A 25,139-nucleotide genomic window follows, 5' to 3' on the forward strand; every position below is an offset into this window, starting at 1 on the left:
GCGAACCGCCCCCTTTGCCGCTATCGCGCACGCATGAAGCATGCTCTGTCCGTCACCCGCGACGCGGATTTCTCCGCCTGGTATCAGTCCGTCATCGCCGAGGGCGATCTGGCCGAGGAATCGGGCGTTCGCGGCTGCATGGTCATCCGCCCCTGGGGCTATGGCATCTGGGAGCGGATCCAGCGCCTGCTCGACGATCGCATCAAGGCGACCGGCCACGAGAATTGCTATTTCCCGCTCTTCATCCCGCTCAGCTATTTCGAGAAGGAGGCCGAGCATGTCGACGGCTTCGCCAAGGAAATGGCGGTCGTCACGCATCACCGGCTGATCGCCGACGGCAAGGGCGGGCTGGTTCCCGATCCCGAGGCGAAGCTGGAAGAGCCGCTGGTCGTGCGCCCGACCTCGGAGACGGTGATCGGCACCGCCTTTGCCCGATGGGTCCAGTCGTGGCGCGACCTGCCGGTGCTCATCAACCAGTGGGCCAATGTCGTCCGCTGGGAAATGCGCACCCGAATGTTCCTGCGCACCGCCGAATTCCTGTGGCAGGAGGGGCATACCGCCCATGCAACGGTCGATGAGGCCCGCGCCGAGACGATCCAGATGCTCGAAGTGTACCGCAGCTTTGCCGAGGATTGCCTGGCGATCCACGTCATCGCGGGCGAGAAGCCCGAGAATGAGCGTTTCCCCGGCGCGGTCGAGACCTATTCGATCGAGGCGATGATGCAGGACGGCAAGGCGCTCCAGGCCGGGACCAGCCATTTCCTGGGCGACAATTTCGCCAAGGCGCAGAATATCCGCTTCCAGAATGCCGAGGGCGGGCTGGATTATGCGCAGACGACGAGCTGGGGCGTGTCGACCCGGATGATCGGCGGCATGATCATGGTCCATGGCGACGATGACGGGATGCGCGTGCCGCCCAAGGTCGCGCCGTGGCAGGTGGTGATCGTCCCCATGCTGCGCGACCAGCCCGAGGACGAGGCGCTGCTGGCCTATTGCCGCGATCTGCAAAAGGAACTGGTCGGCCAGTCCGCGCTGGGCGAGCCGATCCGCGCGATGGTCGATGGCCGTGCGCAAAAGGCCGCCAACAAGCGCTGGGGCTGGGTCAAGAAGGGCGCGCCGATCGTGATCGAGGTCGGCGGCCGCGACATGGCGGGCGGCAATGTTTCGGTCATCCGCCGCGACCGGCTGTACCGCGAGGACGGCAAGCTCGACTCGGTCGTGCAGCCGCGGGGCGATTTCGTGTCGGGCGTCGCGGACCTGCTGGCCGACATCCAGGGCGAACTCCAGCGCCAGTCGACCGAGCGGCTGAAGGCGCAGATCGTGCCGGTGGACGACTGGGCCGCTGTCGAGGCGCATTTCGCGGAAGCGCGCAAGAACCCCGGCTGGGTCGATGTCCGCTGGGCCAAGCCGACCGGCGAGGAACTGGACACGGTGGTCGAGAAGCTGAAGGGCCTGAAGCTGACCATCCGCAATGCGCCGATGGGCCAGACCGGTTGCGACGATGGCCCCTGCATCTTCACCGGCCGCGAGGCGGTCGAGCGTGTGCTGATCGGTCGGGCGTATTAAGTAGCCGAACGCCCAATGCCAGGCACGCCCCTCCCGCTTGCGGGAGGGGATGGGGGAGGGCAGGCCACAAGCGATGGTCTCGGTGAGACTCCTTGCCCTCCCCAAACCCCTCCCGCTTGCGGGAGGGGCTTAAAGAATAAGAAGAAGTGTTATCCCCGAACCAACCCCGCCCACGGCAAGTCCGGCCCGGCAGGTACAATCCCGGTCGGGTTCAGCTCCAGATGGCTGGCGTAATAATGCGTCTTGATGTGATCGAGATGCACCGTCGCCGCAATCTCCGGGATCGCCAGCATCCGCTCCAGCAGGCCCTCGAGCGCCGGATAATCCCGCACCCGCCGGACATTGCATTTGAAATGCCCGTGATAGACCGCATCGAAACGGACAAGCGTGGTGAACAGCCGGATATCCGCTTCCGTCAACCGGTCGCCGACCAGCCATTCACGGCCGGTCAGCCGCTCTTCCAGCCGGTCCAGCTCGGCGAATAGCGGGCCGACCGCCGCGTCATAGGCTTGCTGCGACTTGGCGAAGCCGCATTTGTAGACGCCGTTATTCACCCGGTCATAGACGGGGGCGTTCACCGCATCGATCTCGTCGCGAAGCTCGGGCGGGTAATAATCCCCCTCCCGCGCGCCCAGTCCGTCGAACGCGGTGTTCAACATGCGGATGATCTCGGCCGATTCGTTGCTGACGATCGTGTCGCGTTCCTTGTCCCACAGGACCGGCACCGTCACCTTGCCGCTATAGCCATCACGCGCGCGGCCATAGAGTTGCCAGAGATAGTCCGCGCCGTGCAGGGGATCGCCGGTTCCGCCGCGCTCGGTGGCGAAGGTCCAGCCATTCTCGCGCATCAGCGGATCGACCACCGACAGGCCGATCATATCCTCCAGCCCTTTGAGCGCCCGGACGATCATCGTGCGATGTGCCCAGGGGCAGGCATAGGAGACATAGAGGTGATAGCGTCCCGCCTCGGCGCGGTGGCCGGGCTGGCCGTCCGGGCCGGGTTCGCCCCCCGCTGTCACCCAGTCGCGAAAGCCCGAATCGGGACGCTGAAAGCTGCCCTTTGCGTCCGACTTGAACAGTCCCTCGGCGTGCCAGACGCCGTCCACCATATTGCCCATGCGTGTGTCTCCTTTGATGAGGGTACGCATGGGGGTGGGGGAGCGATCCCACTATCCTCCCCGATACGGGGAGGGGGACCGCCGCGAAGCGGTGGTGGAGGGGGGTGCCGTTAAGCGAGTCGCTTGTGGAAGCCCCCCCTCCGTCAGCGCCGTTTGCCGTTGTGGCGGATGTTCGCGGGGCGCCCGCGCCGTTTCAGCACCCGGCGCGGTTCAGGAGCAGCGCCCTTGCCATCGGGCAGCTCGAAGCGCAGCGCCCCCGACACCGGGTTCGCCTCGGCCAGGCGCAGCGGCAGGCGCTGGCCCAGCTTGTAGATTTCGCGGCTCTTCTCGCCGAGCAGCTGCTGCGAGCCTTCGTCATAATGGAAGTAATCGCCGCCCAGATCTCGGATCGGCATCAGCCCGTCACCACCCACGCCGTCGACGGTCGCGAAAAAGCCGAAATTGGTGACGCCGGTGATCCGCGTCTCGACCACCTGCCCGACATGCTCGGACAGATAGGCCGCGACATAGCGGTCGATCGTCTCGCGCTCCGCCTCCATCGCGCGGCGCTCCATCTGGCTGATCGAGGTGCCCAGCCGCTCCATCTCGTCGCCTTCGGGCAGCAACCCGCCATCGCCCAGCTTATACGCCCCCACCAGCGCGCGGTGGACGACCAGATCGGCATAGCGCCGGATCGGCGAGGTGAAATGCGCGTATGACCCCAGCGACAGGCCGAAATGCCCCTGATTGACCGGCGCATAATAGGCCTGGGTCTGCGAGCGGAGGATCTGTTCCATCACCTGCGGCCGGAAATCGGCGTCGCCCACCTTGTCTACGATCCGGTTGAAGGTCGCCGGGCGGATCACCTGTCCCATGGCAAACGGGATGTCGAAGGTTTCGAGATACTCCTTCAACGCGACCAGCTTGGTGCGGCTGGGCACCTCATGGACGCGGTACATGACTGGGGCCTTCTTCGCCTCCAGCGCCTTGGCGGCGGCGACGTTGGCGGCGATCATGTAATCCTCGATCAGCCGGTGTGCATCCAGCCGCGCACGCGGGGCGACCGACAGGATGCGGCCATTCTGGTCCAGCACCACGCGCCGCTCGGGCAGGTCCAGGTCGAGCGGTTCGCGATCATCTCGCGCCTTGGCGAGCGCGTCCCAGCAGCCCCAGAGCGGTTGCAGCGCCGTCTCGGTCAGCGGATGCGACAACTCGCCATCGATGGCGGCCTGCGCATCCTCGTAAGCGATGTTCGCCGCCAGCCGCACGACCGCGCGGGTGAAGCGGAACCCCTTGAGCTTGCCGTCCTTGGTGATCTGAAGGTGACAGGCCAGCGCGGCGCGGTCCTCCCCCTCCTTTAGCGAACAGACATCGGCCGACAGGATCTCGGGCAGCATCGGCACGACCCGGTCGGGGAAATAGACCGAGTTGCCGCGCCGCCGCGCATCCTTGTCAATCGCCGAGCCGGGGCGAACATAGAAGCTGACGTCCGCGATGGCGACGATGGCGCGCCAGCCTTCCGGGTTGGCGGGGTCGTCGTCGGGCGCGGCCCAGACCGCATCGTCATGGTCGCGCGCATCGACCGGATCGATCGCGACGATGGGCAGGTCGCGCAAGTCTTCGCGGTCGTCGCCCAAGGGCTGGCGCGCGACCCGCGCCGCCTCTTCCAGCGTCTCCGGCTGGAAGCGGTCGGGGATTTCGAACTTGTGGATCGCGATCAGCGAGAAGCTGCGCGGGGCGAAGGGATCGCCCAGCCGCTCGACCACCTTTGCGGTGATGCGCGGCGGGCGGCCCGCCTTCTCGGCCAGCACCAGGTCGCCCGCTTCCGCAGCCCCGGTGTCGGACACCAGCATCTCGCGCCGGTCCTTCTTGTCGACGGAGGTCAGCCAGAACCGCCCCGCTTCCTCGCGCAGCACGCCCAGCACCTGTTCGGAGGCGGGGGCGATCGTCTTCATGACATGCGCGATCCAGCCGCCGCCCGCTTCCTCGGTCCGCGCCAGCACGCGCTGGCCGATGCCGAGGCTCCCGCGCTTGCGCTCGCGGATGCGCAGGCGGGGGATGGGGATGCCGTCCGCTTCCCAGCGTTCGGGCTGGCCCCAGACATTGCCGCCGTCATCGACATCGACGACGCGCAGCACCGTCACCTTGGGCAGCCCGCCCATCTTGTGAAAGGCGCGGCCCGGTGCGCTGTCGATCAGCCCTTCATCGGCCATGTCCTTGAGCAGCGCCTTCAGACCGATCTTTTCCTGCGCAGAGAGGCCGAAGGCGCGCGCGATCTCACGCTTGCCAGCGGGCTGGTCCGACTGTTCGATGAAGGCGAGGATTTGCTCACGGGTCGGCAGACCCGGCTGGGGTTTTTTCATGGGGTGGAGATAGGGGGTAGGGGAGGCGGCGTCACCCCCGAAGCTGATCCTCCCCGGCATGGGGAGGGGGACCGCCGCGAAGCGGTGGTGGAGGGGGATCGCCACATAGGGTTCGCTTGGTGGAACGCCCCCTCCACCAGCTTCGCTGGTCCCCCTCCCCTTGCAGGGGAGGATTAATAACGACATGATCCAATGTAATACCAGTACAGCGTAGCGGGACGGGCAGAACATGATGACTTTATGGGCTTCGGCCGCGATCCTGGCGGTGGCGCCGAGCGCGCAGGCTGATCTGGACCGGCTCGCCGCGACGCTCGGCTATCGCTACACCATCTTGACCAACCGCCCGGCGTCCTGCCCGACCGGCGTGCCCCGCTGTTTCGAGGCGGATATCGCCATCGCCGTGCCCGACAGCGCGCCGAGCCTGCCGGTCGAGATCCGCTACAGCCTGGTCAATCCAGTGCTGAAGATCGACAGCGAGGTGTTCGACAACCGCACGATCAATGGCGACCTGAACGTCCTGACCCTAAAGCCCGGCCAGTCGTTGAAGCCGGGACAGACCTATCATGTGAAGCTGACCGGCCTGGGCGCGTTCTTCTCGCGCAACCATATGATGCCCAACGCGATGCTGGCAGCCAAGGGCCTCACCCCGCGCGTCATCGCCGCGACCCGGACGGGGACCGATGCCGATACGGGGCTGGAGACCTTGCCCTTCGTCGCGCCGATGACCGACGAAGCCGCGCTCGCCCGCAGCGCGCCCGACGACCAGACGGACTGGCGGACGCCCGAGCGGGCCTTTGCGCTCTATGCCGAGCGGGGGGCGGCGACGCCGGTCGATATCGCGATCCTGCCCCGGCCTGCGAAGGTCACGCGACCGGCCGGTGCGCCGGTCGACCTGTCCAGGGGACTGCGCGTCACGGCGCAAGGCTTTACCCGCGCCGCCATCGCGCCCGCGCTGGCCGGATTGCCGATGGGTACGGTGCCGTTGACCATCCGCAAGCAGTCGGGAATCGCACCCGAAGGCTACCGCCTGACTATCGCTGACGGGGGCGTGACCATCGCGGCGGCGGATGCGGCGGGAGCGTCCTATGCGCTGCGTTCGCTGGCGCAGCAGATGGCGGCGGAGGGGACGACGCTCCGCCCGCTGATCGTCGAGGACGCGCCGCGCTATGGCTTTCGCGGGCTGCACATCGACCTGGCGCGCAATTTCCACAGCAAGGCCGAGATCCTGAAGCTGATCGAGCTGATGGCGGTGTACAAGCTGAACACCCTGCACCTGCATCTGGGCGATGACGAGGGCTGGCGGTTGCAGATCGCAGGCTTGCCCGAACTGACCGAGGTGGGGGCGTATCGCTGCTCCGACCTGACCGAGAAGAGCTGTCTGTTGCCGCAACTGGGGGCAGACCCTGCCAGGGATGCCGCCACCAACGGCTATCTGAACGCCGCCGACTATACCGACATCCTCCGCGCCGCCGCCGCGCGTCAGATCGACGTTATCCCCTCGTTCGACATGCCCGGCCATTCGCGCGCGGCGATTCGATCGATGGAGGTGCGCTATCAGCGGTTGATGGCCAAGGGCGACAAGGCGGGGGCCGAGCGGTTCCGGCTGGTCGAGCCGGGCGACACCACCCGCTATTCCAGCGTCCAGCATTATGACGACAACACGCTGAACGTGTGTATTCCCAGCACCTATCGCTTCATCGACGCGGTGATCGACTCGATCGCGGCGCTGCACAAGGCGGCGGGGGTGCCGCTGACCACCTATCATATCGGCGCGGACGAGACGGCGGGGGCCTGGGTCCAGTCGCCCGCCTGCAAGGGAATGATGGCGAAAACGGGGATGCAGCCCAAGCAGTTGGGGGCCTATTTCATCGAGCGGATTTCCGCCGATCTCGCCCGGCGCGGCATCGCGGTGGCGGGGTGGAGTGACGGGCTGGGCCATACCGACCCGGCGAAGATGCCCGCGAACGTCCAGACCAATATCTGGAGCAACCTGCACGCGGGCGGCGTGGCCGAAGCGCATGGCCAGGCCAATCGCGGGTGGAAGCCGGTGCTGTCGATCCCCGATCTCGGCTATTTCGACATGCCCTATGCCGCCGATCCGAACGAGACCGGCTATGACTGGGCCTCGCGCGGGGTGGACAGTTTTCAGGTGTTCGGCTTCATGCCGGGCAATCTGGCCGCGAACGCCGCGCTGATCCCCAATATCCTCGCCCAGCCCAAGGCGATTGCCGACACCGTACCGCTCCAGGCCGGTCGCGGCATCGCCGGGATACAGGCCCAGTTGTGGAGCGAGACGGTGCGTCGCGACAGCCAGGTGGATTACATGCTCTTCCCGCGCCTGCTGGCGCTGGCCGAGCGGGCTTGGAGCAAGCTGGAGTGGGAGCCAGCCTATGTCGCGGGCGCGGGCTATGAACCCAATGATCCCCGCGTGGACCGGACCAAGCTGCTCGCCGGGTGGCGGGATTTCGCCGGGCGGATGGGCGTGCAGATGCGGCTGCTCGACCGGGCGGGCGTGACCTATCGCCTCGCCCCGCCGGGCGCGCGTGTTTCCGGTGGCAAGCTGGAGGCCAATGCCGAGTTCGCCGGAACGCCGATCGAGTATCGGACCGGCGGCTCCTCGTGGACCCGCTACACCGGCCCGGTGGCGGTGACGGGGGCGGTCGAGCTTCGCATTCGCACCCCCGATGGCCGCCGCGCCAGCCGGACGGTTACGGTTTCGCCGTAACCGCGATCAGGCCGGGCGCATCGGCGATGAAGCGGTCGAGCACGCCGTCGGCGATCTTGATCGGTCCGTCGAAGCGCACCGCGCCCTTGATGCTCTGAACGGCGGCCGCCTGGGCGGCGATCCGCTTGGCATCGGCGAAGTAGCGCGTCGCCGCCGCATTTCCCTTGTCTGCGGCTTCCAGCCCGGCGGCCGTCTGCCCCAGCGCGCGGCCCCAAAGCTGCATCGCCTCCAGCCAGGGGGCGGCCTGTTCGGCAAAGGCCGGATCGACCACGCCCGCACGGATCGTGTCGGGGGCATCGGCCAGCGCATCGGCCTTGGCGTGAAGTTCGGTTAATGCCGCACGGCGTTCACGCTCGTCACCATTCGCCAGCGCCTCGCGCACATGGTCGAGCAGCGCCTTCAACTTCGGGGCCTGCTCCTGCCAGGGCTGGCTGCCGAAGGTGGGGGCGAGATGCTGGGTGTCGAACAGCTCTAGCAGCGCGGCGGTCGCCCGCACGTCGCCTCCGGCCAGATCGCGCGCGGCATAGTGCCAGGTGCGCTCGGCGTCATAACCCTTGTCGTTCCACCCGAACGCCAGCACCCCCGTCACCGCGACGCGGCTGGGTGCTTCCTGGTTCATCGGGTTGGACAGGATGCCGGTCAGCTCGGACGACAGCCCCGCCTCGCGCTTGGCATAGGGGGCGAGCAGCAACCGCCCGGCCGAACTGGCATAATCGTTGACAGGATAATTGTCCCACAGCAGCGTCTTGCGCCCGAACGCCTTGGTCGCGGCCTTGGCATCGGGAATGGAAATGGCGGGCGGCACGACGTCGGTGCCGGTCCACTGGACGACGATGCGCGGGTTCAGATTCGCCCGCAGCGCCGCCTTGTAGGGGCTTTCCTTCGCATCATAATATTCGGTCGGCACCATGATCAGCGGGCGCGAGGCGGGGTCCTGTTTCAGCAGGTCGGCCTGGACGGCGTTCAGCAGCTTGGACTGGGCGACCCCCGCCGCTTGCGCGCCCGACGGGCCGAAGGCGGCCTTGTCCGCGTCACAATTCCACTTCTGATATTCGATATCGTCCAGCGCGACATAGAAGCTGTGCACGCCGATCCCGCGTAGCGCCGCGAACTTGCGCAGCAACGCCTGCTCGTCCGCCGGATCGGAGAAGCAGATGCTCGGCCCCGGCGAGATGGCATAGACGAAATCGACATGGTTGGCCTTGGCGCGCGCCGCCAGCGTTCCCAGCGCGCTCAGCGTCGCGGCGGGATAGGGATCGCGCCACTTGTCGCGGGCGAAGGGATCGTCCTTGGGGCTGTAGACATAGGTGTTGGCCTTCATCTGGCCGAGGAAATCCAGATGCCTGGTCCGGTCGGTCATCGACCAGGGCTTGCCGTAAAAGCCCTCGATCGTGCCGCGGATCGGCATGGCGGGATGGTCGCGGATGGTCAGCGCGGGGATGGTCTGGCGGGTGAGCAATTGACGGAGGGTCTGGGCGGCGTGGAACAGTCCGTCCGCGTCATGCCCGGCCAGCGTGATGAGGCCGCCCTGACCGGAGGCGATGGCGGTCAGCGTATAGCCTTCGCGCGCGGTGTCGGCGCTGGCGTTGCTGCGCGACAGGGCGTCGCGGACCAAAGCGGCGCTGTCCGGGCCGATGACGACGGTCGGCCGGTCGAGCGTGGCGGGCAGGCGCTTGGCGGTCGCGATGTCAGTAATCCCGGCCTTGGCCAGCAGATCGCGGACCAGTGCGGCGGTCTCCGGCTCGGTGCCCGGCGCGACGATCAGCGTGGCGGCACGACCGAGCGGCACTTCGCCCGTGCCGAGCGTCATCGCGGCGGGGGCGGGGAAGATCGCGGGGCGGGTGACGGGGCTCGCCTGCGCCGCCGGGGTCAGCATCGCCAAGGCGATCGCCGCGCCCGTCCATCTATATACAGCCCGCGCCATCCTCAATCTCCGGTATTTAACTGGTATTGTTGAAGCCTAGGGGAGCGGGGGGCTGGCGGCAAGCGGGCTTGTGAGGGAGGCGGGGGCGTGGCCTTCGACTTCGCTCAGGCGGAACGGAGTAAGGGCAAGACCCGCAGCCCAAACCCCCGTTCAGCCTGAGCGAAGTCGAAGGCCAAGGGAATCCCTCACCCCAATGGTACTAAACCGGCCCCATCACTCGTGAAATTGCAAGCTCGCCAAGCGCGCATAGAGCCCGCCGCCCGCGATCAGCTCGCCGTGACGCCCCTGTTCGACGATCCGCCCGCCATCCATCACCACGATCCGCTCGGCGGCACGCACGGTCGCCAGCCGATGTGCGATGACCAGGGTCGTGCGGTTCGCCATCAACCGCTCCAGCGCCTGCTGGACCAGCTGTTCGCTCTCGGCATCCAGTGCGCTCGTCGCTTCATCCAGCAGCAGGATCGGCGCATCGCGTAGCAGCGCACGGGCGATGGTGATCCGCTGGCGCTGCCCACCCGACAGCCGCGCGCCGCCTTCGCCCAGGAAGGTGTCCAGCCCCTGCGGCAGTGCGCGCAGGAACTCGGCGGCATTGGCGGCCTCGGCAGCGGCCCAGAGCTCGTCGTCGCTCGCCTCCCACCGGCCATAGCGCAGATTGTCGCGGGCCGAGGCGCCGAAGATCACCGTTTCCTGCGGCACCATCGCGATGCGCGCGCGGACCGCTGCCGGATCGGCGTCGCGCAAGGATACGCCGTCGAGCGAGATGTTGCCGCCTTGCGGGTCGTAGAAACGCTCGGCGAGTTGGAACAGCGTCGACTTGCCTGCGCCTGATGGGCCGACCACCGCCACCGTCTCGCCAGGCCGGATGTCGAGCGTGAAGTCGTTCAGCGCGGCGACCTCGGGTCGGGTCGGATAGTGGAAGACGACATGGTCGAACCGCAGCGCGCCCATCGGAATGACCGGCAGGACGGCGGGGGCGGGGGGCGGCGCGATCTCCGGCTGTTCGGCGAGCAACTCGGCCAACCGCTGCGCCGCGCCCGACGCGCGCAATATGTCGCCCCACACCTCGGTCAGGGCCTGGAAAGACCCTGCGACCAGCATCCCCGTCACGACGAAGGCAGTCAGCGATCCCCCCGACAACCGCCCGCTGGCGACATCGGCCACGGCCTCCCACAGCAGCAGCGTCAGCCCGCCGAAGAACAGGCCGATGACCATCGCGGTCATCACCGCGCGCAGCAGGAAGCGTTTGCGCGATGTCGCGAAACCGTTGCTGACGGCCAGTTCGAACCGCTCGGCCTCGCGACGTTCCTGGCCGAAGGCCTGCACGACCTTCATCGCGCCCAGCGTCTCCACGGCGGTCGCGCCGATCTCGGCCAGCTTGTCCTGGCTGTCACGCGAATAGCTGCGCACCTTCTTGCCCAGCACCACGATGGGCAGGACGATCAGCGGGATGCAGACCAGCAGCGACAGGGTCAGCTTGGGCGACAGGGCGAAGAGATAGATGGTGCCGCCGATCCCGATCACCGTATTGCGCAGCGCGATCGAGACGGTCGATCCGACGACCTGCTCGATGATCGCGGTGTCGGCGGTCAACCGGCTGGCGATCTCCGAGGGGCGGTTTTCCTCGAAATAGCGCGGGGCCAGGCGCAGCAGGTTGGCCTGCACCGCGATGCGGATGTCCGCGACCGTCCGCTCGCCCAGCCACGACACGAAATAGAAGCGGAACGCCGTCGCGATCGCCAGCACCACGACGACCGCCAGCAGCCCCTGGAAATAGGGCGCGATATCGCCGGTGTCGGCAATGTTGCCGAAGCCGTGGTCGATCACCTTCTGGAAGGTGCGCGGGATGAACAGGGTCGCGAGCGCGGCAACCGCCAGCGAAACGGTGGCGGCGGCCAGATGCCCCGGATAGCGCAGCGTATAGCGCCAGACCATCTTCAGGTTGCTCAGGCGGCGGCTGGCCGGGACGGGGGACTCGGCGGATTTGCGGGACGCGGCGGATCTGGCCATGCCGGGGGCCTAGCAGCGTGGGCGCATCGGCTCAACGCCGGGCAGGGCTTGCTACGCATCGTTTGGGCGCTTTGGTGCGTTCAGCGCGTGTGGTGAAGATCATGAACCTGTCACGGGTTCGGCACTATGACCGATCGGCCATATTCTGGTCATCATGCGCAAACGGTTTCGTGATAGACAAACGCCAGTCACGGCTCCGTCCGGCGGAGCGCAGGGGAATCGACGATGTTGTACGACGCCTATGAAATGCAGCGCTCGATGCTGGCGGGCGCAAGCGCGCTGGCCAATTTCGGCGCGGGGCTGCTCCAAAATCCGGCCAATCCCTTCGCCTATATGGGCGGCGGCGCGATCATGGGATCGGCGCTGGAGGTGTTCGCCCATGCCGCCGCGCCGCGCGGCAAGCCCGCTTTCGGCCTGACCAAGACCGAGATCGACGGGCGCGAGGTGGCGGTCCACGAAGAAATCGTGCTGCGCAAGCCCTTCGGCCAGTTGAAGCGATTCCGCCGTGAGGGTGTCGAGGACAGCCCCAAGCTGCTGATCGTCGCGCCCATGTCGGGTCATTATGCCACGCTGCTGCGCGGCACGGTCCAGCGGATGCTGCCGACCTGCGAGGTCTACATTACCGACTGGCGCGACGCGAAGCTGGTGCCGCTGTCCGACGGGCGGTTCGATTTCGACGATTATGTCGATTACATCATCGATTTCCTGACCGAAATCGGGCCGGGCGCCCATGCGCTGGCAGTGTGCCAGCCTTCGGTGCCCTGTTACGTCGCGGCCTGCGTGATGAGCGCGGACAAGCATCCCTGCACCCCGCGCACGCTGACGCTGATGGGCGGGCCGGTCGATACGCGCGAAGCCCCGACCGCGGTCAATCTGCTGGCGACCGATCGCCCGCATGCCTGGTTCGAGCAGAATGCGATCGCCACCGTGCCCATGACCTATCCGGGGGCCGGGCGGCGGGTCTATCCGGGCTTCCTCCAACTGGCCGGGTTCATGTCGATGAACCTGGGCAACCACATGATTTCGCACTGGGAGATGTTCAAGCATCTGGTCCAGGGCGATGGCGAGAGCGCCGATTCCACCAAGCGATTCTATGACGAATATCGCGCGGTGTGCGACATGACCGCGGAATTCTATCTCCAGACGGTCGAACTGGTGTTCCAGCGCCACGCCCTGCCCAAGGGCGAGATGCTGCATCATGGCAAACCTGTCGATCCGGGCGCGATCACCGATATCGGCCTGCTGGCGATCGAGGGCGAGCGCGACGACATTTCGGGCGTGGGCCAGACCCGCGCCGCGCTGACGCTGGCGACCAATCTGCCGGATGAGAAGAAGCGTTATTTCATGGCCGAGAAGGTCGGCCATTACGGCATTTTCAACGGCTCCAAGTGGCGCAACCGCATCGCCCCGGTGGTGGAGGAGTGGATCAAGGCGAACGGGTGAGGGGCGGATAACCCCCAATCCCACCCTCCGTTCAGCCTGAGCGAAGTCGAAGGCCACGCAATAGCCTTTGCCGCATGAGTGGCTGATGGTTTCCCTTGGCCTTCGACTTCGCTCAGGCTGAACGGCGTGAGGGGTAGAACGAAAAAACGCCCGGAAGCCTTGGCCTCCGGGCGTTTCACATTCCGGTAATCGCGACTTACGCGACCGAGCCGACCACCGCATGGCTGGACGACTCGTCCGAGCGGATCGTGCCGCCGAACAGCATCTTCACCCGGCCCGACAGCGAGATGTCGGTTTCCCACAGCTCGGCCGAGTTGATGTCGAAGCGCAGCAGCGTCAGGTTCGGGTCCGACTTGCCTTGCGGGAACCAGGCCTCGACCTGATTGCTCCACAGCTTGTCGATCTGCGCCGGGTCGTTGTCCTTCGACACATGGCCCGCCAGACAGGCGAAGAAGTCATGGCCCTTGCCGACGAACTGCGCCATCGCCTCGCCACCCTTGGCGATGCGATTGTCGCGACCAGCGAAGAAGAACAGCGTGTTGGGCTGATCGTCATCGATCTGCGCGGTCATCGGCTCGGAATGCTGGCCGTCGTTCAGGCCGATCATGACGAACGGGCTGCTCTTCAGCTTGTCGAGGAACTTGGCGGCGATTTCCTGGGGGCTGTCATCGGCCATCGTGGCTCTCCTTTCGGGGGTTTGGCGGGAGAACGATGCGAGGGCGGGGATGGTTGCGCGAGGAAATCCCACCAGAGAAAACGCATCGGCTATGGTGCCAGGGAGCTGGCTGTCGAAACATTTCGACACGCTAAAGGAAGTCAGAATGAGTATTTCCGAATTGTGCATGATCCTGGGCGTCATGATCGCCTTCGCGACCTTTGCCTTAAAGACGCTTGAGTTCCGAAACAGGTAACATGTCCGGCGGGGGCTCCGGTAGCCGCCGGAGCCCCAACGCCGTGAGCTCAGACCGCTGCAACGGTCGGGGCTCATCAAAATGGCGGATGTCTGTCGCCAGCCATTTCATACCAGATGAACGAGCCGGATTTCAAACTGCATCGCTACACCCCGCATCGTATCAAACGATACCCAATTCCCATATTTCCCGCTAAGCGCAGGTCCATCACAGCATCGTAATGCGGTTCGCGGCACACCTCGGTCGCGCCGGGCCGCTCGACCGGAACCTGGACCTATGACCTCTGCCGTTACCGCCGACGCACGCAAGACCATGAAATCGCTGTATCGCGCGCCCGAACCCGATGTCCTGAAGCCGCTGCTCGACCGTGCCGCCGCGACGCCGGAAGCGCGCGAGCGGATCATGGGTCATGCCTCGGGCCTGCTCGCCGACCTGCGCGCGGCGCAGAATCGCGGCTGGGTGAACCAGTTCCTCCAGGAATATCGGCTCAACTCGTCGGAGGGCGTCGCGCTGCTGAGTCTCGCTGAGGCGTTTCTGCGTGTGCCCGATCCCGAAACCGCCGACCTGCTGATCGCCGACAAGCTGGGCGAAGCCGACTGGCGCGCGCATACCGGCCGTTCGGCGTCGAAGCTGGTCAACTCGGCCACCTGGGGGCTGGTCGTCGGCCGCGCGCTGGTGGGCGAGGGCGAGGCGGGGCCGCTCAAGCGGCTGTTGTCGCGCGCGGGCGAACCCTTCGTGCGCCAGGCAGTCGGCGCCGCGATGCGGATGATGGGCGAGATCTTCGTGATGGGCCGCACCATCGAAGAGGCGATGCGCCGCATGAAGAAGCCCGAGAACAAGGGCTTCACCGCCAGCTTCGACATGCTGGGCGAGGCCGCCCGCACCCATGAGGATGCCGAGCGCTATTTCCAGGCCTATGTTAAAGCGATCGACGCGGTGGGATCGGACCCGGCGGCGGGGCATTCGATCTCGGTCAAGCTGTCGGCGCTCCACCCGCGCTACGAACTGCCGCGCGCCTATGAGTGCGTGCCCGCGCTGGCCGACATGCTGGCGCAGCTGGCGCGGCAGGCGGCGGACAAGGGCATCGCGCTGACCGTCGACGCCGAGGAATCCGAGCGGCTGGAAATGAGCCTCGACATCATCGGTGGTGTCGCGGCGCTCCCGGCGCTGAAGGGCTGGGACGGGTTCGGCATGGCGGTGCAGGCCTATGGCAAGCGCGCCCGCGCGGTCATCGGCTGGGCCAATGGCCTCGACCGGATCATGAACGTGCGTCTGGTCAAGGGTGCGTACTGGGACAGCGAGATCAAGCGCACCCAGGTCGAGGGGCTGGCCGACTATCCGCTGTTCACCCGCAAGGCGGCGACCGACGTGTCCTATCTGGCGGTCGCCAAGGACATGCTGGCCGCCGAGAATATCCGCCCGGCTTTCGCCAGCCACAATGCGCTGACCGTCGCGACGATTTTGGAATGGGCGGGCAACAGTCACGACTTCGAGTTCCAGCGGCTGCACGGCATGGGCGATGGCCTGTACGAGCGGTTGGTGCGCGAGCATGGCCATAAGTGCCGCATCTATGCGCCGGTCGGCGGCCACCGCGACCTGCTGGCCTATCTGGTCCGCCGCCTGCTGGAGAATGGCGCGAACTCCAGCTTCGTCCACCAGCTCGGCGATGCGCGGCTGACCGAGGCGGAGATCCTCGCCGGTCCGGTTGCCAAGATCGCCGCCGTGGGCGGTGCGCGTCACCCGAGCATCCCGCTGCCCATCGACATGTTCGCGCCGGGGCATCGCAACTCGACCGGCATCGACCTGAGCGATATCGCGACGCTGGACGCCACGGTGAAGGCGGTCGACGCGCCGGCCGTGAAGCCGGTGGCCGCGACGGCGGACGTCGCCTCACTGGTCGCGCGGGCTCATGCGGCGTTCCCGGCCTGGAACGCGACGCCGCTCGACACCCGTGCGGCTGTGCTGGAGAAGCTGGCCGACCTGCTGGAGCAGGACCGCGAGCGGCTGATGGCGATCCTGGTGCAGGAGGCGTTCAAGACCATCCCCGACGCGATCGGTGAGGTCCGCGAAGCCGCCGACTTCTGCCGCTATTATGCGCAGCAGGCACGCCAGCGGCTCGGTTCGGTCGAACTGCCGGGGCCGACGGGCGAGCGCAACACGCTGCACCTCGAAGGACGCGGCGTCTGGGCAACGGTCGCGCCGTGGAATTTCCCGCTGGCGATCTTCCTCGGCCAGACGGTCGCGGCGCTCGTTACCGGCAACACCGTCGTCGCCAAGCCCGCGCCGCAGACGCCCGCCATCGCCCAGGCGGCGGTCGAGTTGGCGTATCGCGCGGGGGTGCCGCGTGACGCGCTGTTGCTCGCGGCCGGCGGGCCGGATGTCGGCCAGAAACTGACCGAGGATCACCGCATCGCGGGCGTCGCCTTCACCGGCTCCACCGCCACGGCCAAGCGGATCGCGCGGACTTTGGTGGCGGACGACGACCGCCCGATCGTGCCGCTGATCGCCGAGACCGGCGGCATCAACGCCATGATCGTCGACTCGACCGCACTGCCGGAGCAGGTGGTGGCGGACGTCATCACCTCGTCCTTCCGCTCGGCGGGGCAGCGTTGTTCGGCGCTGCGCCTGTTGCTGGTGCAGGCCGATGTCGCCGACAATGTCATCGCAATGCTGAAGGGCGCGATGGAGACGCTGGTGCTCGGTGCGACCGGCCATCCGGCGACTGATGTCGGCCCGGTGATCGACCAGGCCGCCTATGACAAGCTGATGGCCTATCGCGCGTCGATGGTGGCGCAGACGATCAAGACGCTCGATGCGCCCGCCGATGGCCTGTTCGTGCCGCCGACGCTGATCCGGCTCGACCGCGTGGAGGAGCTGACCCAGGAATGGTTCGGCCCGATCCTGCACGTCGCCACCTGGGAAGCGGGCACGCTGTCCGAGACGATCGCGAAGGTGAACGCCAAGGGTTACGGCCTGACCATGGGCCTGCACAGCCGCATCGCCCGCGCCGGCGAAGTGATCGAGGCGGAAGCGGCGGTCGGCAACCTCTATATCAACCGCTCGATGATCGGCGCGGTGGTGGGCAGCCAGCCTTTCGGCGGCGAGGGCCTGTCGGGCACCGGGCCGAAGGCGGGCGGTCCGCATTACCTGTACCGCTTCTGCGCCGAGCGGGCGGTGTCGGTCGACACGACTTCGGCGGGCGGCAACGCCACGCTGTTGTCGCTGGACGAAGGCGGGATCTGAGTCTTTCCTCCCCTTGCAGGGGAGGATTAGAGCATGATGACCTAGGATCGAACCAAGCCTAGCCCCTCCCCTGAAGGGGAGGGGTCGATCAAGCGGATGTCGTCATGCTCTAGCTGGCCTGATGCACCTCGACTGGCTGGATTTGGGGATAGGGCATGACCAGCGTGCCGTCGGGTGCGGCGGTATAGGTCGTCTGGGTGGGGTAGGGGATGGAAATCCCCTCCGCCGCGAAACGCTTCATCAGCGTGACCAGCACCCGGTTGCGCGTGGCGTGCGCAGTCGGCCAGTCGTCGCCGGGCACGTCGAATTGCAGCACGAAGTCCAGGCTCGACGCGCCGAAGCTCTCGAAGCTGGCGCGGGCGACCTTGCTGCCCTCTCCCTCGACGATCTCGGTCAGCATCTGCGGCACCCGCGCCAGCGTCTCGGGCGGGGTTTCATAGGCGACGCCGATGGTCAGAGACAGGCGGACATGGTGACGCACCGTCTGGTTCTGGATTTCCTTGTCCAGCAGGTTGCGGTTCGAGATGATGCGGAGTTCGCCGGTAAAGGCGCGGATGCGGGTGGATTTCAGGCCGATCGCCTCGATGATCCCGGTCGTATTGTCATAGGCGATCTTGTCGCCGCGGCGGAACGGCCGGTCGAAGATGATGGCGAGCGCGGCGAACAGGTCGCCGAAAATACCCTGCGCCGCCAGGCCGATGGCGATGCCGCCGACGCCCAGACCCGCGACCAGGCCGGTGACGTTGACCCCCAGATTGTCGAGCACGACGACCAGCGCGACCGCGAACAGCACCGCCGTCACCAGCAGTCGGATCAGCCCCATGGCCGACAGCAGCGCCTCGCCGGAATAATGTTCCGACTGGGTGCGATGCTCGATCGCGCCCAGGATCAGCTCGCGCGCCCAGATCGCCGCCTGGAACGTGCTGGCGATGGTGAACAGGAAGCTGATCGTCCGGGCGACTTCGCCCGGCGCGCCCGCATAGCCCGACACCAGTTGGGCGGCGAGCGTGACGATGAAGAACAGATTCGTCCGCGCGATGGCATGGCCCAGGATCACGCCCCATCCGCCTGCGAAACCCGGACGGCCGCACAAGCGGTCGCCCAGCCTGCGCACCCAGAGCAGCGCCAGCACGATGACCGCGCCGAAGCCGATCGCGATCAGCACCTTCAGCCAGTAATGTTGCACCCACCAGGAGGTGGCGTCGATGATGCCGCCGACTTGGTCGGGAATGCGGGAGCCGTCGAAGATCGGCGCCTTGGGCGAGGATTTCGCCATGGGGACTCCTTGAACTTGAGAGGCGGTCAGGCCGCCTTGCTGGCCGGGGTTCCGGCCTCCAGAAATGCGATCAGCCCGCATTCGATGCGGGACAGTCCCGCGCGCGCACGCGGCAGGCGCAGCGTCTTGCGAAACGCCGCCTGCCCGTTCTTGACGAGCGCGATCAGCGAGGGGTGGACATAGGATTTGCGCGCGATGGCGGGCGTGTTGCCGAGCTTCTCGACCACCGGCTCCAGCATCGCCTTCAGGCTGAGGTCCGCCTCGGCCAGCGCCAGCGCCTCGAACGCGGCGACGCTGGCGGCCCAGGTGCGGAAATGCTTGGCGGTGAAGTCGCAGCCCGTGGCTTCGCGGATATAGGCGTTCACATCGGAAGACGTGACCGCATTGGCCGCGCCCTCGTCGTCGACCCAGGCGAAGAGATGCTGCTCGTCCAGATCCTGGCACCGCTTCACGAAGCTGGCGAGCGAACGGTCGGTCAGTGTCATGTCGCGCATCTTGCCCGACTTGCCCCGATAGCGCAGGCGCAGGGTCGTGCCCTTCACCTGGCCGTGCCGCTTGCGCAGGGTCGTCGCGCCGAAACTCTTGTTGGTCGCGGCATAGGCTTCGTTCCCGACACGGATATGGCCGTTGTCGAGCAGCCGCACGACGGCGGCGACCGCGCGCTCCTTGCACAGGCCGCGCTTCTTCAGGTCCGCCTCGACCCGCTTGCGCAAGGTGGGGAGCGCGTGGCCGAACGCGGCGCAGCGTTCATATTTGGCCGCTTCCTGCGCTTCACGGAAATCGGCGTGATAGCGATATTGCTTGCGTCCCTTCTCGTCCCAGCCGACCGCCTGGATATGGCCATTGGCGCGGGGGCAAAACCAGGCATCCCTGTATGCGGGAGGAAGGCCGATACGGTTCAGCCGGTCGATCTCGTCCGTGTCGGTGATCCGCTCGCCCTTGGCGGTCCAATAGGCCCATTGGCCGCGAACCTTGGTCCGGGTGATGCCGGGTTTGCTGTCATCGCAATAGACTAGACGGGTGGCCATCGCTCTCTCTCGGGTCATCTTTGCAAATGCGCCGCCGGTCGCTTCGTTCCGGAACGGCCGATGCGGTCGCGGGTTCTGGAAGGGCCTTTCCCCCGAGGTATTTCCCGACAGGAGTTTTCCATCATGGCCGATCTTTCCCAGGCACGCGTCCTGATGCTCGCCGCCGACGGCTTCGAGACCGTCGAGCTTTTCGAACCGCGCAAGGCACTGGAGGCCGCAGGTGCCAAGGTGCAGCTCGCCTCGCTCAAGTCCGACCCGATCCAGGGCATGGAGGGCGATATCAACAAGGCCGAGACCGCGACCCCCGACCTGACCGTCGATGAGGTCGACACCGACGATTACGACGCGCTGGTCATCCCCGGCGGCACCTGCAACCCCGACAAGCTGCGCCTGAACGAGCGCGCGGTCGAGATCGTGACCGAGTTCATGGAGGACGACAAGATCGTCGCCGCCATCTGCCACGGTCCCTGGCTGCTGGCCGAGGCGGACGTGATCGACGGTCGCCGCCTGACCAGCTACCCCTCGATCCGCACTGACCTGTCCAATGCGGGCGCGGACGTGGTGGACGAGGAGGTCGTGGTCGACGGCAACCTGATCACCAGCCGCAAGCCGGACGACATCCCCGCCTTCAACAAGGCGATCCTGACCGCGCTGGAAGAGGAACTGGCCGACGAGGACGAGACCGAAGAGGCCTAAACCTTTATCCCGTCACGGGACGCTCACGGGCGTCGCATCCTGTGCCCATGCGTGGCAGGATGCGGCGTCCGTTCTTTTTTTCCAGGATGACCCCATGCGTCTGGTTCCGCTCCTACTTCTCGGCATGACGTCGGCGGCCGCCCTCGCGCAGGGAAGCGCCCAGCCCTTCATGGTGGGGGGACGCGGCTTTGCCACGCTGCAGGCGGCGGTCACCGCGATCGGCGATGGCGAGGGGACGATCCGCATCGCGCCGGGCACCTACCGCGAATGCGCGATCCAGGGGGCGGGGCGGATTGCGTACGTCGCGACCGAGCCGGGCAAGGTCATCTTCACCCGCATCGCCTGCGAGGGGAAGGCGGCGCTGGTCCTGCGGGGGCGCGGCGCCTCGGTCCAGGGCATCGTCTTCAGCCATATCGAGGTCGGCGACGGCAATGGCGCGGGCATCCGCATCGAAAAGGGGCCGCTGGCGGTCAGCAACGCGATGTTCCTCGACAGCCAGTCGGGCATCCTGTCGGCCGAGGACCCCAATGGCACCGTCACCGTCGACCATTCGACCTTTTCAGGGCTAGGCCACGACCCGACCGGCAATGGCGCGCACGGCATCTATATGGGGCGCTACAAGTCCTTACGCGTGACAAACTGCCGTTTCGAGCATGGGCAGGGTGGCCATTACGTCAAGACCCGCGCACCCTATGTCGAGGTGCTGGACAGCAGTTTCGACGACAGCAAGGGCCACGCGACCAACTATATGATCGACCTGTCCAACGGTGCGAAGGGCCGGATCGCGGGCAACGAGTTCGTTTTCGGCCGCGACAAGGACAACCACTCGACGCTGATCACCGTCGCGCCGGAGGGGGCCAAGAACGACTCGTCGGGCCTGGTGGTGGAGAACAACCGCGCCCGCCTGGCGCCCGGCGTCGATTTCAAGCCAGTCTTCGTCGGCAACTGGTCGGGCGAGCCGCTGGTGATCCGGGGCAATATCCTGGGTGCGGGAATCACGCCGACCGCGCGGCGGTTTTGAGCGGGCTAGGTTTGGACGGCGGGCGACGACCGGGCACCTGTTTGAACCGATCCTCGCGGGACTTGCGGGTCAGATAGGTATCCAGCCCGATCTGCGCGGCGATCAGCTGATAGAGGAAGGGGTTGTACGCGATCCCGACAAAGGCCGCGCCGAGCAGATAGATCATATGCCCGTGCTGGAGCGCACCCGCTAGCTGGCCGCCCCAGTGCAGCGGATCGTCGGCCTGGCGATACCGCCGTCGCAGGGCCTCCATCCGCAAAAGTCCCGCGATGTTGATGCCCAGCCACAGGAACAGCCCCGGCCAGCCCTGTTCGCCCAGCATCTCGAAATAGCTGGAGTGATAGGCGCGGGCGCGGTCGGTGGTGACCTTTCGCTCGACCTTTTTGTCATGCGCGGATCCCTCGACCACGGTCAGGTCGTAGCGGAAGCTGTTCTGAAGATAGGCGTCGAACCCGCCGCCGAACGGGTTGGAGGCGGCATAGCCCAGCGTCCATTTCCACACCGCCAGCCGGGTCGAGGCGGATTCGTCCCCCTGATAGCTGCGGATCGTGTTCATCCGCTCGGTATAGGAAGAGGGAAGCAGCGGCACGACCGCCATGCCCGCCACCGCCAGCATGCCGATATAGAGCAGCCGTCGCTTCACATCGCGCAGCATCAGGATGGCGAGCAGCCCGATGCACAACAGCCCCGTCCGCGCCGAGGTGCCGACCGGGATCAGCAGGCAGGCAAAGATCAGCCCGATGCCGAACGCCCGCACCCGCCAGTCGGGCGGATAAACCGTGCCGTAGCGCATGAACCACAGGATGATCGGGATGACCGCGATCGCCGCGGTCGAGATGATGCTGCCTTCGTACAGCCCGGCATTGTTGCTGACCATCAGGTTCAGCTCGCCGTAACCGCCGCCGGAAAACAGCGTCTTGATCCCGCCGACGATCACGATCGACGCGACCGACAGCATCATGAACAGCAGCAGCGCCTCGATCCTGAGCCGGGTGCGCAGGGTCAGCGGCAGGAAGATGGCAAAGGCCAGCGCCTTCCACACCCAGTCCCATTTCTCCCTCGCCTCGATGGGGAAGTCGGCGCCGAAAAAGGTGGTCATCGCGCAATAGGCCAGCAGCAGCAGGATCGCGCCCTGCCGCACGGTGAACCGGCTGTCGCGCTTGTCATCGAACAAGGCCCAGCCGCCGACCGCCGCGATCACCGCCATCAGAGAGATGGGCACGGTGTTGAGCAGATAATAGGTCAGCCGCTGGGGCGAGACGATGTCGATATAGATATAGGCCAGCACCATCAGGAACGGCCGCCGCAGCCCCAGCGCGAAGAGGCTGAACAGGAATCCGATCAGGAATAGGTCACGCATCGTCGAGACGCCGCTTGGTCGTGGGCTTCCGGCCATGCCGGCTCGCGGCGGGGCCGACATCGCCCTCCTGGTCCAGATCGCGCCGTCCGACCAGCCGCCATGCCGCGACCAGCATCAGGCCATGGGTGAGGAGAAGGGCAAAGCTGTCGATCATCGCCCGTGTCCTCAAACCCTTAACGCCACTACCGCGACCTGCTTATAAACCGGCGGTTGACGCGGCGTTAAGGGCTGGCATGACAGGTCGTAAGCTGATGCGTATCCTGCATATCCTAGACCATGGGCTGCCGCTGCAAAGCGGCTATACCTTTCGCACCCGCGCCATCCTGAAGGCGCAGGAGGGGGCGGGGCATGACGTCGCGGCGGTGACGGGTGTTCGGCAGGGAGGGCGACAGGGGGCAGGGGATGCCGCCGTCGAAACGCTCGACGGCCTGACCTTCTATCGAACGCCGGTCGCGATGCGCGGGGGACTGGTCGGCGAGGCCGCCGGGCTGGCTGCGCATATCCGGGCGATCGACCGGGCGGTGACGGAATTCAAGCCCGATATCCTTCATGCCCATTCGCCCGTGCTCGATGCGCTGGCCGGGCTTGCCGTTGCCCGGCGGCGGCGCTTGCCGCTGGTCTATGAGATTCGCGCCTTTTGGGAGGATGCCGCGGTCGGCAACGGCACCGGCACGGCGGGCAGCACCCGCTACCGCGTGACCCGTGCGCTGGAAAGCTGGGCCTGTCGGCGGGCCGATGCGATCGCGGTGATCTGCGAAGGGTTGCGCGGCGACCTGATCGCGCGCGGGCTGCCGCAGGACAAGATCATCGTGTCTCCCAATGGCGTCGACCTGGGGCTGTTCGGCCAGCCGCTCGCCCGCGATGCCGTGCTGGCCGAGGAACTGGGCCTTGCCGATGCCGAGGTGATCGGCTTCATCGGCAGTTTCTATGATTATGAAGGGCTGGACGACCTGATCGCCGCGATGCCGCGACTGGTGGCGGCGCGACCCAAGGCGCGGCTGCTGCTGGTCGGCGGCGGGCCGATGGAGACGGCGCTGCGCGCCCAGGCGGACAGCTCGCCGGTGGCGGCGGCGATCCGCTTTGTCGGACGTGTGCCGCACCAGCAGGTCGAGCGTTATTACAGTATGGTCGATATCCTCGCCTATCCGCGCAAGAAGATGCGACTGACCGACCTCGTCACACCGCTGAAACCGCTGGAGGCGATGGCGCAGGGCAAGCTGGTCGCCGCGTCCGATGTCGGCGGGCATCGCGAGCTGATCGAGGACGGGCGGACAGGCACCCTGTTCGCACCCGACGACCCGGCCGCGATCGCCGATGCGCTGGCCGCCCTGCTGGCCGATCGTGGCGGTTGGGACGCGCGACGGGCGGCGGGCCGGGATTTTGTTGAAACGGAACGGAATTGGGCGTCGAACATCCGGCGTTACGAACCTGTTTACCACCGATTGCTAAACGGGGCGAAGATATAGACCCATGACCTTCACCGCCATGCCCCCTCAACGACGCTTCGGACCTGCTTGGATCGGCGGGGCCGTCGGGCTGTTTTTTGCGCTTCTGGCAACGATCGCGCCCGAATGGCGGCTCAATTCGCTGGTCGCGGGCTTGAGCCTGGGCGATATCCTTGCCGCCGCCCGTCCGCCGCTGGGTATGAAGGCGCGTATCTTGCTTGCGCTGGTCGCAGGGCTGGGGGCAGGGTCGGTGACCTGGGCGACCGCGTATCTGCTCTGGGGGCCGGGCGGTCTGCTCGCCCGGCGTGCCAGGCGCGTGCCCGAAGACGACGAGGATTATGTGCCGGTGGTCCGCCGCTCGGATCGACACCCGGATGCGCCGCCACGCCGCCCGCTCAACGCCGCCGAACTGGGCGCGCCGCCGCCGCCGGTCGAGGACGATACGGTCGAGCGCACGCTGCCTGCCGATCTCGACCAGCCGCTATCGGCCTATGACCCGGATGCGATCCTGTCGGTGCCACGCGAGCCCATGCGTCCGGCTCCGTCCGAACCCATGCCGATCCCGCCCATGCGCGAGCCTGCGCCCGAGATACAGGGAGCCGCCCTGCCGCTGCCCGATCGACAGGATGAGTCGATCGAGACGCTGCTCGACCGGCTGGAGCGTGAGACGGCGCTGCGCAAGCTGAAGCGGGCGGACTGATCCCATTCCTCTCGTGTAAGAAGCATTGCTGCAAAACCTGTGACATGATGCCCGCCGTTGCCGGGGAAGCATCAGAAATTTCGTTCACGCGAAGGCGCGATGACGCCAAGAAGGATGGTTCACGCGGAGACGCGGAGAATTCGCCCTTGCCGCGCCAGCGGCCCTCTATTCTCGAGCTGTCGATGATCTGTGCGCGCTGCCGCGCGGCCTGTCTCTCCACGCCTTCGCGCCTCCGCGCGAACAACTCTTTTTTCCCTTCGCGCCATCGCGGCTTCGCGTGACACAAAAAAGGCCCGCCCGGATCGCTCCGGACGGGCCTTTTCGCGTCTCTAGC

At 66.6% G+C, this 25,139-nt stretch carries 18 protein-coding genes; 9 read left to right on the top strand and 9 right to left on the bottom strand.

The genetic code is table 11. The features are described 5' to 3' along the window. Positions 1–33: 33 nt before the first annotated feature. On the top strand, positions 34–1,566 hold the full coding sequence (gene proS, locus SP5_RS04550) for a proline--tRNA ligase (RefSeq protein ID WP_042484732.1): 1,533 nt from the start codon (positions 34–36) through the stop codon (positions 1,564–1,566). Positions 1,567–1,715: 149 nt separating this feature from the next. On the opposite strand, the gene SP5_RS04555 is transcribed toward proS, so the two are convergent. Then, the gene (locus tag SP5_RS04555) at positions 1,716–2,684 is read right to left on the bottom strand and encodes a glutathione S-transferase family protein (RefSeq protein WP_042484733.1); all 969 of its coding nucleotides are present in this window, start codon (positions 2,682–2,684) and stop codon (positions 1,716–1,718) included. Between the two features lie 143 nt (positions 2,685–2,827). Next, entirely contained in the window at positions 2,828–5,026 is a 2,199-nt protein-coding gene (rnr, locus tag SP5_RS04560) for a ribonuclease R (protein WP_042484736.1), read from the bottom strand. A gap of 229 nt (positions 5,027–5,255) precedes the next feature. On the opposite strand from rnr, the gene SP5_RS04565 reads away from it, so the two are divergent. Further along, positions 5,256–7,751 carry a family 20 glycosylhydrolase gene (locus tag SP5_RS04565; RefSeq protein WP_042484739.1) on the top strand — a complete coding sequence of 832 codons (2,496 nt, stop codon included), beginning with the start codon at positions 5,256–5,258 and terminating at the stop codon, positions 7,749–7,751. On the opposite strand, the gene SP5_RS04570 is transcribed toward SP5_RS04565, so the two are convergent. Continuing rightward, complete coding sequence (locus SP5_RS04570; protein WP_042484741.1) at positions 7,735–9,675, bottom strand: glycoside hydrolase family 84 protein; 1,941 nt, start codon at positions 9,673–9,675, stop codon at positions 7,735–7,737. The genes SP5_RS04565 and SP5_RS04570 overlap by 17 nt on opposite strands. A 213-nt stretch (positions 9,676–9,888) precedes the next feature. Next, the gene (locus SP5_RS04575) at positions 9,889–11,682 is read right to left on the bottom strand and encodes an ABC transporter transmembrane domain-containing protein (protein ID WP_042484743.1); all 1,794 of its coding nucleotides are present in this window, start codon (positions 11,680–11,682) and stop codon (positions 9,889–9,891) included. A 225-nt stretch (positions 11,683–11,907) separates the two neighbouring features. Here SP5_RS04575 and SP5_RS04580 point away from each other — a divergent pair, with 225 nt between their 5' ends. Then, on the top strand, positions 11,908–13,125 hold the full coding sequence (locus tag SP5_RS04580) for a polyhydroxyalkanoate depolymerase (protein WP_042484748.1): 1,218 nt from the start codon (positions 11,908–11,910) through the stop codon (positions 13,123–13,125). 196 nt (positions 13,126–13,321) lie between these two features. Here SP5_RS04580 and SP5_RS04585 read toward each other — a convergent pair whose 3' ends face one another. Continuing rightward, positions 13,322–13,801: a pyridoxamine 5'-phosphate oxidase family protein gene (locus tag SP5_RS04585; RefSeq protein WP_042484750.1), complete on the bottom strand. Its 480-nt coding sequence runs from the start codon at positions 13,799–13,801 to the stop codon at positions 13,322–13,324. Positions 13,802–14,348: 547 nt separating this feature from the next. On the opposite strand from SP5_RS04585, the gene SP5_RS04590 reads away from it, so the two are divergent. Further along, positions 14,349–17,279, top strand: a complete 2,931-nt coding sequence (locus SP5_RS04590) for an L-glutamate gamma-semialdehyde dehydrogenase (RefSeq protein WP_042484753.1) — start codon at positions 14,349–14,351, stop codon at positions 17,277–17,279. A 109-nt stretch (positions 17,280–17,388) separates the two neighbouring features. Here SP5_RS04590 and SP5_RS04595 read toward each other — a convergent pair whose 3' ends face one another. Next, on the bottom strand, positions 17,389–18,555 hold the full coding sequence (locus SP5_RS04595; RefSeq protein WP_042484756.1) for a mechanosensitive ion channel family protein: 1,167 nt from the start codon (positions 18,553–18,555) through the stop codon (positions 17,389–17,391). Positions 18,556–18,581: 26 nt separating this feature from the next. Then, on the bottom strand, positions 18,582–19,583 hold the full coding sequence (locus SP5_RS04600) for a DNA topoisomerase IB (RefSeq protein WP_042484758.1): 1,002 nt from the start codon (positions 19,581–19,583) through the stop codon (positions 18,582–18,584). A 123-nt stretch (positions 19,584–19,706) separates the two neighbouring features. Here SP5_RS04600 and SP5_RS04605 point away from each other — a divergent pair, with 123 nt between their 5' ends. After that, the gene (locus tag SP5_RS04605; RefSeq protein WP_042484761.1) at positions 19,707–20,279 is read left to right on the top strand and encodes a type 1 glutamine amidotransferase domain-containing protein; all 573 of its coding nucleotides are present in this window, start codon (positions 19,707–19,709) and stop codon (positions 20,277–20,279) included. A 94-nt stretch (positions 20,280–20,373) separates the two neighbouring features. Further along, positions 20,374–21,300: a right-handed parallel beta-helix repeat-containing protein gene (locus SP5_RS04610; RefSeq protein ID WP_042484763.1), complete on the top strand. Its 927-nt coding sequence runs from the start codon at positions 20,374–20,376 to the stop codon at positions 21,298–21,300. On the opposite strand, the gene SP5_RS04615 is transcribed toward SP5_RS04610, so the two are convergent. Together SP5_RS04615 and SP5_RS19445 are read right to left on the bottom strand one after the other, a co-directional pair. After that, the gene (locus tag SP5_RS04615; RefSeq protein WP_042484765.1) at positions 21,275–22,660 is read right to left on the bottom strand and encodes a putative O-glycosylation ligase, exosortase A system-associated; all 1,386 of its coding nucleotides are present in this window, start codon (positions 22,658–22,660) and stop codon (positions 21,275–21,277) included. The genes SP5_RS04610 and SP5_RS04615 overlap by 26 nt on opposite strands. Next, the gene (locus tag SP5_RS19445; RefSeq protein ID WP_167334676.1) at positions 22,653–22,814 is read right to left on the bottom strand and encodes a hypothetical protein; all 162 of its coding nucleotides are present in this window, start codon (positions 22,812–22,814) and stop codon (positions 22,653–22,655) included. The genes SP5_RS04615 and SP5_RS19445 overlap by 8 nt, the downstream gene beginning before the upstream one ends. 97 nt (positions 22,815–22,911) lie before the next feature. Here SP5_RS19445 and SP5_RS04620 point away from each other — a divergent pair, with 97 nt between their 5' ends. The 3 genes from SP5_RS04620 to SP5_RS19450 are packed head-to-tail and all read left to right on the top strand — an operon-like array spanning position 22,912 to position 25,086. Then, positions 22,912–24,126 (top strand): TIGR04063 family PEP-CTERM/XrtA system glycosyltransferase, encoded by a 1,215-nt coding sequence (locus SP5_RS04620; RefSeq protein WP_042484767.1) that lies wholly within the window; start codon positions 22,912–22,914, stop codon positions 24,124–24,126. 4 nt (positions 24,127–24,130) lie between these two features. Further along, positions 24,131–24,805 carry a hypothetical protein gene (locus tag SP5_RS04625; RefSeq protein WP_052811401.1) on the top strand — a complete coding sequence of 225 codons (675 nt, stop codon included), beginning with the start codon at positions 24,131–24,133 and terminating at the stop codon, positions 24,803–24,805. A gap of 44 nt (positions 24,806–24,849) precedes the next feature. Further along, the gene (locus SP5_RS19450) at positions 24,850–25,086 is read left to right on the top strand and encodes a hypothetical protein (protein ID WP_167334677.1); all 237 of its coding nucleotides are present in this window, start codon (positions 24,850–24,852) and stop codon (positions 25,084–25,086) included. Positions 25,087–25,139: the final 53 nt, after the last annotated feature.

The organism is Sphingomonas parapaucimobilis NBRC 15100, assembly GCF_000787715.1.
Taxonomy (GTDB): Bacteria; Pseudomonadota; Alphaproteobacteria; order Sphingomonadales; family Sphingomonadaceae; genus Sphingomonas; species Sphingomonas parapaucimobilis.

What these genes read in the sequence shown, in the direction of transcription:
- proS (WP_042484732.1), top strand. Translation starts at nt 34, where the DNA reads ATGAAGCATGCTCTGTCCGTCACCCGCGACGCGGATTTCTCCGCCTGG.
- SP5_RS04555 (WP_042484733.1), bottom strand. Translation starts at nt 2,684, where the DNA reads ATGGGCAATATGGTGGACGGCGTCTGGCACGCCGAGGGACTGTTCAAG.
- rnr (WP_042484736.1), bottom strand. Translation starts at nt 5,026, where the DNA reads ATGAAAAAACCCCAGCCGGGTCTGCCGACCCGTGAGCAAATCCTCGCC.
- SP5_RS04565 (WP_042484739.1), top strand. Translation starts at nt 5,256, where the DNA reads ATGATGACTTTATGGGCTTCGGCCGCGATCCTGGCGGTGGCGCCGAGC.
- SP5_RS04570 (WP_042484741.1), bottom strand. Translation starts at nt 9,675, where the DNA reads ATGGCGCGGGCTGTATATAGATGGACGGGCGCGGCGATCGCCTTGGCG.
- SP5_RS04575 (WP_042484743.1), bottom strand. Translation starts at nt 11,682, where the DNA reads ATGGCCAGATCCGCCGCGTCCCGCAAATCCGCCGAGTCCCCCGTCCCG.
- SP5_RS04580 (WP_042484748.1), top strand. Translation starts at nt 11,908, where the DNA reads ATGTTGTACGACGCCTATGAAATGCAGCGCTCGATGCTGGCGGGCGCA.
- SP5_RS04585 (WP_042484750.1), bottom strand. Translation starts at nt 13,801, where the DNA reads ATGGCCGATGACAGCCCCCAGGAAATCGCCGCCAAGTTCCTCGACAAG.
- SP5_RS04590 (WP_042484753.1), top strand. Translation starts at nt 14,349, where the DNA reads ATGAAATCGCTGTATCGCGCGCCCGAACCCGATGTCCTGAAGCCGCTG.
- SP5_RS04595 (WP_042484756.1), bottom strand. Translation starts at nt 18,555, where the DNA reads ATGGCGAAATCCTCGCCCAAGGCGCCGATCTTCGACGGCTCCCGCATT.
- SP5_RS04600 (WP_042484758.1), bottom strand. Translation starts at nt 19,583, where the DNA reads ATGGCCACCCGTCTAGTCTATTGCGATGACAGCAAACCCGGCATCACC.
- SP5_RS04605 (WP_042484761.1), top strand. Translation starts at nt 19,707, where the DNA reads ATGGCCGATCTTTCCCAGGCACGCGTCCTGATGCTCGCCGCCGACGGC.
- SP5_RS04610 (WP_042484763.1), top strand. Translation starts at nt 20,374, where the DNA reads ATGCGTCTGGTTCCGCTCCTACTTCTCGGCATGACGTCGGCGGCCGCC.
- SP5_RS04615 (WP_042484765.1), bottom strand. Translation starts at nt 22,660, where the DNA reads ATGCGTGACCTATTCCTGATCGGATTCCTGTTCAGCCTCTTCGCGCTG.
- SP5_RS19445 (WP_167334676.1), bottom strand. Translation starts at nt 22,814, where the DNA reads ATGATCGACAGCTTTGCCCTTCTCCTCACCCATGGCCTGATGCTGGTC.
- SP5_RS04620 (WP_042484767.1), top strand. Translation starts at nt 22,912, where the DNA reads ATGCGTATCCTGCATATCCTAGACCATGGGCTGCCGCTGCAAAGCGGC.
- SP5_RS04625 (WP_052811401.1), top strand. Translation starts at nt 24,131, where the DNA reads ATGACCTTCACCGCCATGCCCCCTCAACGACGCTTCGGACCTGCTTGG.
- SP5_RS19450 (WP_167334677.1), top strand. Translation starts at nt 24,850, where the DNA reads ATGATGCCCGCCGTTGCCGGGGAAGCATCAGAAATTTCGTTCACGCGA.